Source organism: Bythopirellula polymerisocia (assembly GCF_007860015.1).
Lineage (GTDB): Bacteria > Planctomycetota > Planctomycetia > Pirellulales > Lacipirellulaceae > Bythopirellula > Bythopirellula polymerisocia.
In genome coordinates this window covers 435,389-451,430 of record NZ_SJPS01000002.1, presented here as the reverse complement: position 1 = coordinate 451,430, position 16,042 = coordinate 435,389, and the positions used below count along the sequence as shown (strand labels likewise).

The window sequence follows — 16,042 nt, the reverse complement described above, 5'->3', positions numbered from 1 at the left end:
AACGACACATGCAATTCACCCATTCCCACACACTGAGCGGCAAAGGCGATCGGGCGGAAGAGTTTCATGTGCGACTGGCCGGAATCGCAACGGATGCGGAACATCGCTTGTATGCTTTGGGCGATCGCGAGATCAAGCGATTTACTCCCGATGGAGAGCTGGAGGCGCAGCTTCCTACCAGCGATGCGGGGTGGTCAATCGCGGTGGGTGAAGACTCATTGTGGGTTGGCCTGCAGGGAGGAATCGAGCAATTAGATTTCGATGGAAAACCCCTCCAGCGGATCGAAGATGCGGACCGTCTCGGGCTTGTCACCGGATTGGCCGTCGTGGGAGAGACGCTTCTGGCCGCCGATGCGACGAACCGCACGATTCATTTGTATCGCAGTGGCAAATGGGTGCAAGAGGTAGGCAACAAGGTAAACACTCGCGGCTTCATGATCCCCAATGGGGTTCTCGACTTGGCTCTGGACGCCGACCATGCATCGGTCGTGGTCGCGCACCCGCAAAAGCATCGTGTCGAACGATACAATTTGAAAGGTGTTTTGACCGATAGGTTTGGCCACTTTGGAATGAACGACCCTGCAGATTTTGGGGGCTGCTGCAATCCAACTAATATCACGGCCACGGCAGAGGGCATGATTGCCGTTAGCGAAAAAGCGCCCCCCCGTGTGAAGGTTTTTACATCCGAAGGTGAGTTCCTAACTCAATCCCCTGATGGGGTATTCGATTCTAATACGAAAAACATTGATCTGGCGGCTGACGGACACGGACGACTGTATGCGACTGATCCGCTGCGTTGCGCTATCGAGGTATTTCTCTTGCAAGCCACAGGCCATTGAAGGAGGTGCGCGGTGAATGATCCCGACAGGCGGCAGTTTCTGCAGCGTACGGGACGAACAACCTGCGCGGTCGCGTTGGGGGGGACAGGGATCGTTTTGGGTCGCCGGGCCTGTTCGGAGGATGCCTGGGCGATTGTGCCGAACAAATGCGTGAATATTCGGTTGGGTGTCACGGGCTCTGAACAGGTCTGCGATGTGTGCGCGACCGACTGTGTTTTGCCCCTTTCGGCGGTGCGGGCCGTGAACGACCATGCCGAGTGTGGTCGCTGTTGCATCTGCCCAGCTTACTACGATGTCCGTGGCCCAATGGGTCCCGACGGATTGCCGGCAAAGAAACTGTGCCCACGAGACGCGATCGTGCGGACCCCGATTGGTGAGGTGGATCCTTATGATCCGCTGAATAATTTCTACGAGTACACGATCGACGAATCCAAATGCAACGGTTGTGGCCGGTGTGTAATGGAATGCAAGGACCCGGCAGGTTTGGGTTCCATCCGGCTGGAAGTGCGATACGATCTCTGCGTTTGCTGCAACCAGTGCTCAATCGCGCAGCATTGTCCTGAGGAGGCCTACTGCCGTATTGGTCCGCAGCCAGCACCGGCAAGAACCCTCGAAGGGGGCCATGTGTGATTCTCATGCGCACTCAATCCGACCCAATCTTGGTGTCGATGCGAAGCGGCTTGTCCGCTTGGGCACAGGGGTGCGGACTGCTGACTCTGTTGTTCCTGATGCTGGCCACCGTCATGTTGCCGGTGAGAGGGCAAGAGGAATACTCGCGGCCAGTGACTGCGGCCCCACAACCCGAAGACATTGGCGATTCCTATCAACTTCCCGCCGTGCAGCATGTCGCTCCAAGGTCGACCTGGTGGTATGCGGTCGATGTGGTGCTGTTGTTCGCGGCGCTGGTGGCGGCAGCGCTGGTCGCGCATCGTTGGCGACGTAGATGGATGGTCGTGACGATCACCGTGGCTTCGCTGGCATACTTTGGTTTTTTTCGGCAGGGATGTGTCTGCCCAATCGGTGCTATCCAGAATGTGGCTGCTGCGATTGCCGATCCCACGTTGGCGGTTCCGTTTGTGGTGGTGCTGTTTTTTCTGCTCCCGCTGATTGCAGCGTTACTAGTAGGGCGCGTGTTCTGCAGCGGAGTCTGTCCGCTGGGGGCGATTCAAGACTTGGCGGTGTTGTGGCCGGTGCAACTGCCGCGCGCAGTCGATCGCTGGGGTGGAATGCTGAAATACTTGTATCTTGCCGCGGCACTATGGTTTGCGGTGCAACCGGCTGGCGAGCGGGATTTCATCATCTGTCGGTTCGATCCATTCGTAGGTTTTTTTCGCCTGAGTGGGAGTGCCTGGATGTTGCTTTTGGGTGGCGGCTTGTTGGTATTGGGAATGTTTGTAGGCCGACCTTATTGCCGATTTCTTTGCCCCTACGGGGGACTTTTGGCGATCGTGTCGCGATATGCCTTGAAGTCGGTCTGCATCACGCCCGATGAGGAACTCGACTGCGGACTGTGCGCGGAAAGTTGCCCGTTTGGTGCGATTCGCAATCTCAGGGCAGACCGCGCGGACTGCATGGCTTGTGCGCGTTGCTTCGCCCATTGTCCTCGGCAACAGGTTAAGTGGGGCGAAATCGAGCTGGTGGAAATCGAAAACACCAAGCCCATTCAACTAAGAACCCCACTAGCTCCCGTGGAGGCCAAAACATGAAATCGCACCGGAAACAAATGGCCTGGGCGATCACGATGGGGGTGGCGCTCGTGGTACTCACCGCGGCAGTCTCCTTCCTGACTGTCAATTGGATTGTGCAAGTCGGCAGTGCCGACGAACTGGCCGAGCGACTCCGCTTGACCGAGGATGCTGCCCGCACAAATCCCGCAGCGAGGGATGCATTCGATGCGGAGGTCGAACGACAAACGGCGTCTTCGCTTACGCGAACTCACCACCAACGACTAGCGGGGATCACCGTGTTGGTTGCCGCGGGGTTGTTTATCGCATTGATCAAGGCGAAACAGGGTGGCAAGCCGATGGCACCTCGGTCGCTCGCTGCAGTGGTACAGATTCCTGCGACCGTTTCTGCAAATGAGGAACGCAACGGTCACCCCGCTGCTGTCACCCCGCTGCTCCTTCGGGAGGAGTTGCCACTGGTGGATCTCACGCTGATTGAACGTTTGGTACGGCAAGTTGGTTGCGAGGATCGTCACTTGATTCCGCTTTTGCACGCGATCAACCAGCACTACCGGTACTTACCTCCGCAGGCGCTGACGCTCTTGGCAGAAGTGACGAAAATCTCTCATGAAAACATCGCGGGGGTGGCGTCGTTTTACACGAAGTTTCGCACCAAGCCGCGAGGGGAACACCTCGTGCGAGTTTGCCGTGGCACGGCCTGCCATGTGGCTGGGGCGGATCGGCTCGAAGCCCAATTACGGCGGTCGTTGGGGATTCCTCCGAGGGAGGATACCGATGCCGCACAGATGGCGACGATCGAACAGGTGGGATGCCTGGGCTGCTGCACTTTAGCTCCGGTACTGGAGGTGGATGACGAAGTGGCCGGCCACGTTTCAGTGGAATCGCTTTCGTCGCTCGTAGATTGGAACCGCCAGACGTGCGACCACACGGGTAGGGCGCAACAACCGATTGTCGCGGTCAACGGACGCAGCGGCCTAGCAGCCCCACCGGTGGAGATTCGCATCGGCATCGGTTCGTGCTGTGTGGCGGGGGGAAGTCGCGATGTAATGGATTCCCTGGAACGCGAGATAGTGGCACGTCATCTCAATGCGGTGATCAAGCCGGTTGGTTGTGTCGGCATCTGTCATTTGACTCCGTTGGTGGAAGCGGTAGCCCCAGGAATGGATCCGATTGTAGCTACCCGTGCTACACCGGCTGATGTGCGCAAGATATTGCGAAGCTTCTCCGACGCAGCAGCTTGGCCGCAACGCTGGCGGAATCGCTTGGCCGATCTCTGGCAGAGCGAGAAAGCGCCCGAGCAAGAAGCTGCCAGTGTTTGCCAGATCTGTCCCGTAAGCGACGTGCAGGTGCGACGATTTGTTGATCCTCAGATTCGGATCGTGACCGAGCACAGCGGACTGTTGAACCCGGCGAGTCTGGAAGAGTATCACGCCAGGGATGGCTTTCGTGCCCTCGAGCTGTGCTTGCGCGAGCGGAGTCCAGCTGCGATAATTGACGTGATCGAGCAAAGCTGCCTCCGTGGCCGTGGTGGGGCCGGGTATCCCACGGCGGTAAAGTGGCGGAAAATGAGTGATGCCAAGGGTGAAAAGTTTCTGATCGCCAATGGCGATGAAGGGGATCCCGGCGCATTCATGGACCGCATGGTCATGGAATCGTTTCCGTTTCGGGTGTTGGAAGGAATGGCCATTGCAGCTTATGCGGTGGGGGCCCGACAGGCGATAATCTATGTTCGACACGAGTACCCGTTGGCTGTCGAGCGACTACGGCATGCAATCGAGAGGATGACCACGACCGGTTGGTTGGGAGACTCGATTCTGGGAACTAACTTTTCGCTCTCGGTCGAGGTGGTCGAAGGGGCCGGTGCATTCGTTTGTGGCGAAGAAACCGCCATGCTACAGTCCATCATGGGCCGTCGCGGGATTCCCCAATTGCGACCACCATATCCTGTCGAGCGAGGACTCTTCGGCAGGCCCACGCTGGTCAACAATGTCGAGACCTTTGCGAACGTCCCCTGGATACTCCGCAATGGACCGCAGCGATTCGCTGCGTTGGGGACTGCGACCAGTAAGGGGACTAAAGTCTTCTCTCTAGCCGGGAAGATTCGGTATGGGGGGTTGATTGAGATCCCAATGGGGCTCTCCATCCGGGAGATCGTCGACAACATTGGCGGAGGAGTAGCAGAAGGCAAGCAATTCAAAGCCGTGCAGATAGGCGGGCCTTCGGGAGGCTGCATCCCTGCCTCGCTGGCGGACACGCCGATTGACTACGAGAGCCTTCGTGAGGTCGGAGCGATCATGGGTTCTGGGGGGCTTGTCGTACTGGACAACGAGGACTGTATGGTCGATGTCGCCCGATACTTCCTTGAATTCACGCAGCATGAGTCTTGTGGTCACTGTACTTTTTGTCGCGTTGGAACGCGCAAGCTGCTTGATATTCTGGAACGGCTATGCGCTGGGAAAGGCAAGCCGCGAGACTTGGATGAAATCGAAGCACTCGCACAAGCGGTCTCGCAGGGGAGCATGTGCGGTCTGGGAAAGACGGCGCCCAATCCGGTCTTTTCAACCTTGAAATATTTTCGCGATGAATACGCCGCACACCTTGAGGGGCGTTGTCCGGCGGGACGCTGCAAGGCGATCATTCGTTACGAAGTAACTCGCGAGTGTGTGGGCTGCACGCTGTGCGCGCAACACTGCCCGGTGGGGGCAATCCCCGCGACCCCTTATCGCCAACATGTGATCGATTCGAATCTCTGCACCCGTTGCGATGCCTGCCGCTTTGTGTGTCCAGAGGAGGCAATTAGGGTAATCTGATGGTCGTTATCTGGATCGACAATTTGAAAATCGAAGTCGCCGAGGGTGTCTCGATCCTCAGCGCAGCCCGCAAGTTGGGAATTGACCTCCCCGCACTGTGCTACCAAGAGGGGCAACCCGCGAATAACGCTTGCATGTGTTGCCTAGTACGAGTGGACGACAAGGAGGGGTTGGTGCCGGCTTGTTCGACGCCGGTTCGCGCGGGGATGCGAGTTGAGTCGGAAACGCAAGCAATTCGTGAGTTGCGACGCACCGGGATAGAACTCCTGCTCGCCGACCATGCCGGCGATTGCCATGCCCCATGCGAGAATACATGCCCCGCGGGGATGGATGTGCCCGACATGCTGCGGCAGGCTGCCACGGGAGACTACCGGGCCGCGATTGAAACTGTCAAACGCGATATTGCACTTCCGGCGATTCTTGGCCGAGTGTGTCCTGAAGTGTGTGAAGGCGCCTGCCGGCGCGGACAGCATGATAGCCCGGCCGCCATCTGCAAGATCAAGCGCTATGTCGCAGACAAGGATCTTGCCTCGCCCTCACCATATCAGCCCCCGACGGCTCCACCCACGGGTAAGCGAGTAGCCATCGTCGGTGGAGGTCCCACGGGATTGACGGCCACCTACCATCTCAGCCAGCAGGGGCATCAGTGCACCTTGATTGAACAGCGAGCAGAGCTTGGTGGGCGGCTTGGCGAGGAGTTTTCGCGAGACAAGTTGCCGAGAAAGATCCTCGAGCACGAAGCAGAGGCGGCACTGGCGTTGGGTACTACGCGGCGACTCGGCCAATGCCTGGGAGAACAAATTGCGGTGGAAGAACTGGTATGTGAGTTCGATGCCGTGTTACTGGCTACGGGGCGCTTCCTCGTGAACAGGTTAGACACGGCTGGGATTCAAACGACGACCAGTGGGATCCGGGTTGACTCCCACTCACGGATGACCAGTCGGGAGGGGATGTTTGCCGCCGGAAATGCTGTGAGGCCTTACAATCTCGTGGTTCAATCTGTGGCCGAAGGAAAGCTGGCGGCACAGTGTATCGATGCATGGCTCCGGGGAATCAGTATTCCTGACCGTCGTCACAAGTTCGAGACTCGGCTGGCACGGCTTTCCGCGGGCGAACTCTGCGACTTTTGCGAGGGGGCTCCGACCACGGCCCGGTTGGATGATCGACTGCGGGTGGAGGATTTGTCCGAGGACGACGTGCGGCAGGAAGCGGAACGCTGTTTGAGCTGCGATTGCCCGGCCCTTGATACCTGTCGGCTGCATCATTATGCGGCGATGTATCATTGCGATGCCCAACGATTCCGCGGAAACGAACGCCGCTTTGAAGGACGTATCGTTGGGCAGCGAGTAGTTCTGGAACTAGGCAAGTGCATTTTGTGTGGTATTTGCGTGCAACTCGCCCGCGAAACATCGGACGCCGTCGGATTGACATTCTTAGGACGCAGTCTAGAAACCCGTATCGGCCCCCCACCTGGAGTAACACTTGATCAGGCCCTTGGCTCCGCAGCCCTCCGTTGTGCCGACGCCTGCCCCACTGGAGCAATCACGTTTAATCGATAGAGTGTCAGCAAAGCAAAGATGAAATTCGCATCAATTCTTAATGCGACGACAGACTTTGGAGTGTCCAAACTTTCGTTTGATGGCTCAGTCACTCGGGTGTTATCCAAGATCTGTGTCAAATGCTCCGAACAGACGTTTTTCGGTACAATAATCCATGTACCGTAAAAGGTGTGTCTAAAACGGTGGTTTATCGGCTTCTGTCTCGCACCAATGAGTTGATGCAACCCCCAATGGTCAGCACACCGATGATGGCGATGACAAAGTTTACCCCCACAAACGCCGATTTCGACAGGGCGATCGCAAAGATCGTCAGATACCATAAGCCAACGCCGATCCCCAGCCAAAGCATCCAGCGCGGGGACTCTGGACCCCAAATCCCCATCAACCAGCCAATTGGATAGGGCATCATCAGAACAGCCCACCAGGGCGAAACTCCAGATGAACCTCCAATGCCTCCAACCATGCTTAGCCCCCACAGCGCACCCACGCCAATCGCAATCAGAACGAAAACCCACACCCTGTATGCGATCAACCAGCGCTCGTTTTGACCAAGGAAGGTGCCTATTGCGAACAAGCCGCTGCCGGGGAGGATGAGGAGCGACCCCTCCATCGGGTCGATTGCTCCGACCAGCATGGCAATACCACCGACAACGACTAAAATGCGTGACCAAAGGCGTCGTGCGTTCATCTAAAGCCGCCTAACCTTTATGTGCCAAGAATGCGGCGGCAGAGCATGCCCACCATCGCCAGTAGCATGAGGCCAGAGGTTGCCGGCTCAGGCACAGCAGAGAATTCCATGCGGAACGCCATGTCGGAGTTGGAAGACGTACCACTGAGGCCTAGCGGGCCGGCGCCCACTCGCATTTTTCCGTAGGGATAGGGGTCTCCGACGCCGCCATCCTGCGGACCATAGTCGATGCCGACGAAGGCCGCCCCGTAGTTTTCGTTCTCCCCGACGCTTGAGATGAACCAGCCATACTTGACGCCCGTTTCCAGACGGAGTGCGCCGATTGGCACGATGAAGGTCTGCCAGCCTGCAAGGCCGTTGGTCATTAACAGGTCACTGCGGAACAACTCCTGAGCAGGGTCTGGAAAGTCGTAATAGGTGTCCCAAGAATGGACATAGAGGCGGAACTTGATCTGTGCGTGGGACGCAGAGCGATCTGCGTAGTCATCGACAAAAAAACGGATCGAATCGAGCACCGCGTCCTCACCAGGTTGCAGGGTGAAGGTCTCCCCGACGTTTTGGTATTGCGAGCCGCTGGTGCCACCCCACACCGGAGAACTCCATGTGCCCTCCAGGTTGGTCTCGATGGTCGTCGCGGCCACGTTCGAAACGGTAACAAGGGCGCCCAGAGTGACACCCATCAGAAACATGCGCAAAGCATTCCCTGCGACACCTCTATTCGCCCGCTCGTCGGCGGGCGTTGCAGTGATAAGCCATCGCATCACGCACCTCCCTTGATCGAGACTTCCGTCCCCACAGGATTACTGGCAAAACGGCCTGATTACCCGACACCTTTTCTGCCTGTTTTGACGGTGATTTGATAAATGCCCTTCTTCTATTGTGTGCTGTCCTATCCCACTTAACGTGCGTTTCCGCACGCGCAGCCGCCACTGCAGGGCCCTTTGCTAGGGTAATTCGGCCCCTCTTGTGTCTAAGTCAACAGGGTGCAAGTTCTGTTCCAAAACCTTGCTTTCCGGCTGCTCGGGACCCTGGCAGTGCTCGCTTGAACTAGCGGAGGTGAATCTGACCTCGCTCACTTCGGCGACTGGAGAATTCACTGAGGATGCATCATTCTCAGCGGCTAAGGCTTCGGGCTAACTGCTCGAGGTGTCTACGCCGAAAGTAGACCTCAGCAAGTTCGGGCAGGGCTTAACTTGCTGAAACTGGTCCAACCGCTCGGAGGATCGAAGAACTCGAATGCGCAGCGGTCTAGTGAATCGCTACATCCATTCTGCACTTCCAAGATGCCCAGATCATGTGCTCCGCACAGGGCGTGAGGCCCTACTTTCCGGCACCGCGGTATCGTTCCTCCAAGGCCTTGAGTGCCTTCTCGACGCCAAAACACGAAGGCGGTGCGCTCGGCGGGTATTCCTCGAACGATTCTAGGAACTGGCCTACGACCGTAGTTGCTGGAAGAAAGGTTTACATGTTCTCACCCCACCAGCGTCCATAGAGCACCGATTCCGACTGATTACGTTCCCCAGGATCCATCCGAAGATTAGTTACCGGTGCTGCGTTTGTGCTTCGTTCTGGGCCATTGAACAGATTGCCGACGACAGCCTTGAAGCTAATCTTCCAATCGTCGTAGCGGACGGCGTACAGATCGCCGCTATCAGAAAAAGTAGATGAACTCGTGGCGCGGCGAGGCGTCGGTCTTCCTTTGAAGTAGGGAAGAAAGCTGTAGCCATCAAGGTGGTTCATGAATGTCTTGTCGCACACCTCCATTCCCTTCAGCAGCTTTTGGGATTACGGGTGGGCATATTTGCATCCACCATTGTTGTCAGGCGAAAAAAGACAATTCCGGAGGCTCCGAAAATGACGCATGCTATGCGATAGTGGCTGAAACCCATAATTAGTAGGCAACACCGAGCCGATGAGTGGAATCAGACTAGTCAGTCCACCACGGATACGTAACAGAAGCCCAGGAGCTACCTATCCGCAGTTCATCGAGTCGCTGCTCCCGATTGCAGTTGAAATAGATGCTCGCCAACTCGTACGAATCATCACTATCGGATGTGGGAGTCGTAACCGTCCAGCTGCTGGTCTCCCGCTCGCTGATTGGCTCGTTGGGCTGGAACACTCTGATCATGAGCTGATCAGGATTGTCAGCCGCTGCGACGATCTTCATTACCACCAAGTATGTTGAGCCACTCTCCATGGGCAATGGGCTTTCCCCCAGCACACCACACAGCTCGCCGCGAATGTTCCCTCGAGCGACGTCGATGCCGACGGCAATCCGGTGCTCTAATATCCCCTGATCAGGATTTTGGAATATGAGCTTCACGGTATTCTCGGGACTGCTCCATAGCCCGTCAGGGCGAAACAGGAAGCTGACATAGCAAACGTCATTCTCAGCCAAGCTAACTTTCTGTTTAAGCGGTCGGTGAACAAGCCACTCACCGACGTAGCCAAGTGAGCCGCCCTGCGAAGGTGCGTCGAGGCCTCCGAACACGAGACTCTCATCAGTGCGAAGGGCAACGTCACCTTCGTTGTGACCGGGGAGCTTCTCTCCGTTTGGCCACCACATGGAAGTCCAGCCCACCCCCCCTTCGGCCACCACGTCGATCACAGCGCGTTCATCCTCGTACTTGAAGGACTCAATCGCTCGCAGCTCTTTTATTGGATCTTCATGTTGGTTGGCAAGTTCGCGAACGAATTGCGTGGGATCGGCTTGAATGTCAACGGCCGAAACATGACTATCCTTAGAGTAACGCTTCGCCTGACCACCCACCAAAATATCCACAGAGGAGGCATTCTCGCTTGGCTGCTTGGTTCTCTCGACGATGCCCGAAAAAACGTGTACTTCGTCGGAATTACCGTTTACCGACAAAGCATACTCAGTACCATGGTCGATGAATCGAGAACGCGGTGTTGTCAGTCGAAAAGGCAACCCGCCGGTTTCATCTCGAAAGAAGACCTTTCCCGAGGTCAGTTCAGCTTCGGACGCATTACGGACCTCCAACCTTGCAGGTCCCTCGACGATCAGAGAGGGGCCGCTATCGAACCGTAACTCCACGGCACCTCGACTAACAGCAAAACCTCCAGTAGGCACCCGGCTGCCAATGGGATGAGACGCAACAGCGTCCCAATCCTCCTGAGAAACAACGGTTGCCACAAATTCCGAATGGAAAGGAGGCTCGTGCGAGTTCTCAGTATCGCCGTCCCATTGAAGTCCCACGGAAAACGCACCGATCAGAAGACAGGCCGCCAAAGCGGCGAAGTAAAACCCTCGGTTGCCCAATAAGATTTTTGGTATCGTCCCACTGGTGCGTTCATCGCCTTGGAGTTGTCCATCGGCAGAGACCGCAAAAGCAGCGACATCATGCAGGTCGTTTACGAGCGCCATCGAAACAACAAATTGGTCCAGCAGTTCAGAGTCTTCTTGGAGGAGCGATTCCAGGCGATCCTCTTGAGATTTCGATAGTCCATTGCCGTCCAGCATCAAGGCCAGCAATTCATCTAGCTCGACAAAACGCGACTCTGGACTCATAATAACAACTCCCGTCAATACGCTACGATTCGGTGGAAAGACGTAACGAAACGCAATCTCTCAGTACCCGGCGAAGCCGTTGCAGTGATTTGTACGCCGCCTGAGTTGTTCGCCCAGCGACCTGCGCGGCACGGGCGACGCTACCTCCAGGCTGGTAACGCGCCATGAGAAATTCATGGTCGCGCTCGTCCAGTCGCTTTAAACATGCGTCCAGCGCCTGGCGCCTGGCGTCGAGCGTCGGGACAATTTCCACGGTTCGCTCTGAGAGCTTGTCGATGAAGTCGTCGCTGAACAGTAGTTTGCTTCTAGCGAGGCTCCTGCGGTAGTTCTTCACCTTCCAAAAAGCCACCTGACACGCCCACGCGACGAAATCGGTCCCTAGCTCAAAGCTGTCGAACCTTGCGAAAAGGGTCACTGCAGTTTCCTGGAGCAAGTCGTCAGCAACATTGCGATCCCCAACCAGCGTGAGCAGGTAGCCCAAAATCCGATGCTGATTGGGCACGTAGAGCTGCATGAAAAGGGCGTTCTTCTCGTCTGGCTTGTCGTGTTGGTTCGTCACAGACTCACTCAGCAAATTAGTTCGGTTAGAAACGTGACTGCATATTGTTGTTTCCAAGGTACTCCTCAAGCCTGCCGTTCAATACTCAGGACATGTTGGGCAAATACTTTTATCACCTTAGTAATGTCCGGACCGAGCAAAATTGGGACATCTTTGCTTCCAGATTGAGGATAGTCACGGCAATCTGCACTCACCCCTGACGACCAACATTTCACCCTAAAAAACCGCCGAATCTGCCGCCAGCACTTCCAATTGAATTAGCAGCTGGAGAGAGAATGGTGGGATTCTCTAGTTTTTCTAGTCCGAAACGCCGTAGTCGCGAACATTCCCTATGTAGAAAAAGACTAATCAAGAATTTTGAAACTCGTTTGCACCTTCGCAACGGCTTATTAAGCTGTGGCTTGTTATAACACAGTAAACTAGGTTAGGGCGTTGAGGTAGGCCAGCTGGCGTTAGCTGAGCTTCTCCGCTTGTCGTTCAGGCTTCTCAAAGGGGATCTTTATTATGCGAACTAAGTGCTACGGTGATGCGAACGCCGCACAACGCAAACATGACAAGTCCGGTTTTACGCTTGTGGAACTTCTGGTCGTGATAGCAATCATCGGCACCCTCGTGGCTCTCTTATTGCCTGCTGTGCAGGCCGCCCGTGAAGCCGCTCGGAGATCTCAGTGCACTAACAATTTAAAGCAAATTGGGCTTTCAATTCTCAACTATGAGTCTGCCAAAGGTAAACTGCCTCCCGGGGCCCGTCTCATTATTGACACATCAAAGGGAGGCTGGGACGTCTTAAGGGAGGACAGCACGATTTTGCTCGACATTCTCCCCTATTTGGAAAATGGTGCGATTTACGAGCGGATCGAACTCGATGGCTACGTTACGGATCAGAAGCAGCTCGCCCAGACGGTCATCGCCGGTTATCTCTGCCCTTCTCAGACTCACACTCCCTTGCTTACTCGACCGTTTACGTTCGATGAATTGGCTTCGTTCGACTATGCTGCCTCGAACGGGTCCTCTATGGTGGGCAATAGTTCCAGTTGTACGTGCAGCCAGCAGTCGACGTGGAACGACTTCGCCATTCGTGTGCGACAGTTTCTCGACCCGAATGACATGGACTTCTCGGGCCCGTTCTCGCGATTCGGTCAAGAGCTCGAACTTCGACAGATCACAGATGGCTTGTCTAATACCATTTTTTTCGGCGAGGTCCGACCAGAGTGTTCCGAGCACTTGTTAGGGGGGTGGGTGTACACCAACAACGGCAACGGGTTGATGAGCACGGTGATTCCCTTAAATTTTGACTCCTGTGCAGATCGGCGAAGCGGGGTGGACGGTTGCTTAAGAAACTGCAACTTCAATTCTGAATTGGGATACAAAGGCATCCATCCGGGCGGGGTCCAGTTCCTCTTCGGGGATGGCAGTGTGCATTTCCTCCCTGAAGATATCGACCATGCGACAGTGTATCAGGCCCTCGGCGATCGCGCGGACGGTCAAACTTTCTCGCTGAGCCTATAGGGCCCTTTTCAAACACCGAGTCGCTTGAGCAATGAAACTAAGAAGGACACCCGGGAAGATGACGCGCAACAAACAGATCGAGTTGTTGGCACAAGCGTACGAAGCTGTTGTCGCACCCGGTAAAGAAACTGGCGGGTTAGCGATCACTGCCATAGCACTATTCTCCCTAGTTTTAGTTGGTTGCGGTCAAGGCGTCGAAATGGCTCCCGTAAGCGGAGTTGTCAATGTTGATGGCCAGCCGGTTGCGGGGGCGGGTGTCACATTTATACCCGTGGATGGCGGTCGGCCCGCCTGGGCAACTACCGACGAGGCGGGCCGTTTCGAGCTTAGCAGTAAGGACCCAGGCGACGGTGCGCGTGTTGGCGATTACTTGGTCACCCTAGTGGATGCCCCATACCCTGTGTCCTCCGGACCGGAGCTTGCAGATCCTGGCCTCGCTTCTGTCTTCGAGGGCCGTCAGCAAAGCCGGAAGAACACGAAAAAAACAATGATCGATTTGAAGTATGCGAGCCGCAGCACATCCGACTTGCGATTTACTGTCGTGGCTGAAAAAGAAAATATGGCTGAATTCAATTTCACTAACAATTAACGAAGAAACATGATTGTAATCTTGTAACTTTCACTTTTCTGGGAGGATCAACTTGAAATGAAAATCGTATCTCATTGTCTCGCGCTGTTGTTGTGTTTAGTGGCTCCAGTCCACGCGGTGGTGGTTTTTCAGGACACTTTTTCGGGGCCAGCAGGACCACTTACGGCACATGTTCCAGACGTAAACGACGCAGGCGGAACCTGGACTTTTTCTGACGGCTCGCTTACGCAACCGCAACAAGACATTGTCTGGACTATCGACGGGAACGGCAACATGTATAACGATTTTGTTATAACCACCGTGTTCATCGATATCGAGCCTGGCGACATTACCGACAAGATTGTGACGCTGACCTTCACCATCGACATTGTGGACAACCCCGGGCTCTTCTTAATTGGTTTTGGTAATGATGACTTTCGTGGAATCGACCAGCGAAGTGTGGGCCCTGTTGTGGGTGTCGAGAGTTCCGCGACGCTTAAGATGTGGAATCCCGGCGGATTGTCTGACGTGGCTTTCGAGGAGAACCCTGTGTTGAACCAGGTGAATGACTTCTCAACGGTCAGCGTCGCGTTCAACACCTCAGACAATTCTTTCGAGATCACCGGAGATCACGATGATCCCGCATTTCAGCAATTCTCGGGAGCGATAGATCCCAGCAACATTTACGCGTTGTTTGAAGATCCTGGGCCATCGGGGGTGCTCGAGTTTGATTATCTCTACATTCAGAGCAATAGTGCTTCTTATCCGTTGCTCAGCGAAATCATTGTCGACGTGAGTGATATCCCCGAAGGACAGGCTGGTGACTTTGATATGGACGGTGACGTGGACGGGCACGATTTTCTCACTTGGCAGCGCGACCCAGGCGTTGGCAGCTTGAGCGATTGGCAGAATAACTACGGATCCCCTCAGATTGCCCCTGTTTTGGTTGGTGTTCCTGAACCGACCGCCCACCTGCTATTGCTCATTGGGGTAGTGGGGATGGCCCAGGGGGGAAGCCTGGTCCGCCGTCATTAAGATGAAAAGCGGGTTCGTCCGCAACTAAGGTAATCTCATGAGTGTAGTGTCTTGTTTTGTTAAGTCGGTTCAGCACAGTAATCTGCCGTCCCGACACATCGTTTCTAAATCCTGGAGGCAAAATTCTAATGTAATCTCATGTTGATAGCGTGTTGATAGTTTAATGTTTTTGGGTAAGTCGGTTCAGCACAGTAACCTGCCGTCCCGACGCATCTTTTCTTAATTTTGGAGGTAAAGTTCTAATGAGTATTCAACATCGTGAAAATCAGTTAGCAGTTCGGGGCGTCCTTGGACTTATCGCTGTCATCCTTTTGGTCTCGCCTGCCGGCGCGGCGATCGTCTTTGAAGACAATTTCACAGGTCCGGGAGGCAGTGCCGAAGGTCGTTCGACGGATGGATCGACAGCGGGGGTTAATGGAACCTATTACCACGCAAACCCGAATCTCGTCTATACGGATGGCGTCAGCAACCTGACCGGGGTCGACCCAGCGACGCAGACCGGAAATTTCGGCACGGTAGCCGTCGACGTTTTGGCTGGCGGTGATTTGAACACCACGAATTCGATCGTCACTGCGACGATGCAGATTAACTCCAATCGCCCAATCGACGGCGGAAACGGCGATGAGTTCGGAACGCTTTATGTAGAATTTGAAGATTTTGGATTCCTGGGTGTTTCTCACCCCCAGTCTGGACCGTCGTTCCAATTTGATTCGCTTGGTGCTCCCTTTAAGCTGTTCAAGCCGGGGCTTAACTTCCAGACTCTCGTGTCGAGTGACACTGGAAATGGCACTCCTGCATGGTTGGAACAGACAAATAAAATTGAGTTTATTTACAATACCTCAACCCATGCGTTCCAGCTCAAACACAACGATACCTTGGTGCACTCTGCATTGCTTGATCCCGCTAATGCAACGGAGGCAATTTTCTGGAACTATCCCACGTTCGACAATCTCTTTTTCCAGTTCAATAGTACGAATTGGGTTGTTGATTCCCTTTCGCTCGACGTGAGTCGCATCCCCGAGCCCGGCACGGTCGCCCTGCTCGGACTTGGCCTGTTGGTACCGGCCTTTGGACGGCGGAGGCTTCGCGCCTCCTGACAGCGTTAATTCCATCACGGCGTCTGGGGCAGCGACGTCGTTGGTGGGTAAGATGTAACGACGATGAGACAATCACGGACTGTTGCGATCATCAGGGCCAGCAGCCCGTGGTTTTATTACATACGACGGGCAGGTTATTGCTCTCTGAGTTTAGCGATGTAATG

The 16,042-nt window shown here is 55.2% G+C and carries 14 protein-coding genes; 9 read left to right on the top strand and 5 right to left on the bottom strand.

What is annotated here, in order from left to right; translation table 11 throughout:
* The first annotated feature begins 8 nt into the window (after positions 1-8).
* From Pla144_RS07955 to Pla144_RS07935, 5 genes are read left to right on the top strand one after another with little or no spacing between them, the layout of a single operon-like run.
* Entirely contained in the window at positions 9-839 is an 831-nt protein-coding gene (locus Pla144_RS07955; protein WP_146449821.1) for a hypothetical protein, read from the top strand.
* Positions 840-851: 12 nt separating this feature from the next.
* The gene (locus Pla144_RS07950; protein WP_146449819.1) at positions 852-1,469 is read left to right on the top strand and encodes a 4Fe-4S binding protein; all 618 of its coding nucleotides are present in this window, start codon (positions 852-854) and stop codon (positions 1,467-1,469) included.
* Between the two features lie 5 nt (positions 1,470-1,474).
* Positions 1,475-2,545, top strand: a complete 1,071-nt coding sequence (locus tag Pla144_RS07945) for a 4Fe-4S binding protein (RefSeq protein ID WP_146449817.1) — start codon at positions 1,475-1,477, stop codon at positions 2,543-2,545.
* On the top strand, positions 2,542-5,334 hold the full coding sequence (locus Pla144_RS07940; RefSeq protein ID WP_146449814.1) for an NAD(P)H-dependent oxidoreductase subunit E: 2,793 nt from the start codon (positions 2,542-2,544) through the stop codon (positions 5,332-5,334). Before Pla144_RS07945 ends, Pla144_RS07940 begins: the two co-directional genes overlap by 4 nt.
* Positions 5,334-6,893, top strand: a complete 1,560-nt coding sequence (locus Pla144_RS07935; protein WP_146449811.1) for an FAD-dependent oxidoreductase — start codon at positions 5,334-5,336, stop codon at positions 6,891-6,893. Before Pla144_RS07940 ends, Pla144_RS07935 begins: the two co-directional genes overlap by 1 nt.
* Positions 6,894-7,080: 187 nt before the next feature.
* Here the strand turns inward: Pla144_RS07935 and Pla144_RS07930 are convergent, their stop codons facing one another.
* From Pla144_RS07930 to Pla144_RS07910, 5 genes are all read right to left on the bottom strand, one after another.
* Positions 7,081-7,581: a hypothetical protein gene (locus tag Pla144_RS07930; protein ID WP_146449809.1), complete on the bottom strand. Its 501-nt coding sequence runs from the start codon at positions 7,579-7,581 to the stop codon at positions 7,081-7,083.
* Between the two features lie 17 nt (positions 7,582-7,598).
* Positions 7,599-8,342, bottom strand: coding sequence for a PEP-CTERM sorting domain-containing protein (locus Pla144_RS07925; RefSeq protein ID WP_146449806.1), 744 nt, complete (start codon positions 8,340-8,342; stop codon positions 7,599-7,601).
* 700 nt (positions 8,343-9,042) lie between these two features.
* Entirely contained in the window at positions 9,043-9,321 is a 279-nt protein-coding gene (locus tag Pla144_RS07920; protein ID WP_146449804.1) for a hypothetical protein, read from the bottom strand.
* A gap of 187 nt (positions 9,322-9,508) precedes the next feature.
* Entirely contained in the window at positions 9,509-11,110 is a 1,602-nt protein-coding gene (locus Pla144_RS07915) for a FecR domain-containing protein (protein WP_146449801.1), read from the bottom strand.
* Between the two features lie 22 nt (positions 11,111-11,132).
* Complete coding sequence (locus Pla144_RS07910) at positions 11,133-11,669, bottom strand: sigma-70 family RNA polymerase sigma factor (protein ID WP_146449798.1); 537 nt, start codon at positions 11,667-11,669, stop codon at positions 11,133-11,135.
* 504 nt (positions 11,670-12,173) lie between these two features.
* On the opposite strand from Pla144_RS07910, the gene Pla144_RS07905 reads away from it, so the two are divergent.
* The 4 genes from Pla144_RS07905 to Pla144_RS24500 all read left to right on the top strand — a co-directional run bounded on the left by Pla144_RS07905 (position 12,174) and on the right by Pla144_RS24500 (position 15,878).
* Positions 12,174-13,178, top strand: coding sequence for a DUF1559 domain-containing protein (locus Pla144_RS07905; RefSeq protein ID WP_146449796.1), 1,005 nt, complete (start codon positions 12,174-12,176; stop codon positions 13,176-13,178).
* 58 nt (positions 13,179-13,236) lie between these two features.
* Positions 13,237-13,767 (top strand): carboxypeptidase-like regulatory domain-containing protein, encoded by a 531-nt coding sequence (locus Pla144_RS07900; RefSeq protein ID WP_146449793.1) that lies wholly within the window; start codon positions 13,237-13,239, stop codon positions 13,765-13,767.
* Between the two features lie 57 nt (positions 13,768-13,824).
* Entirely contained in the window at positions 13,825-14,781 is a 957-nt protein-coding gene (locus Pla144_RS07895; protein ID WP_146449790.1) for a hypothetical protein, read from the top strand.
* 242 nt (positions 14,782-15,023) lie between these two features.
* The gene (locus Pla144_RS24500; protein WP_197530485.1) at positions 15,024-15,878 is read left to right on the top strand and encodes a PEP-CTERM sorting domain-containing protein; all 855 of its coding nucleotides are present in this window, start codon (positions 15,024-15,026) and stop codon (positions 15,876-15,878) included.
* The last annotated feature ends 164 nt before the right edge of the window (positions 15,879-16,042 follow it).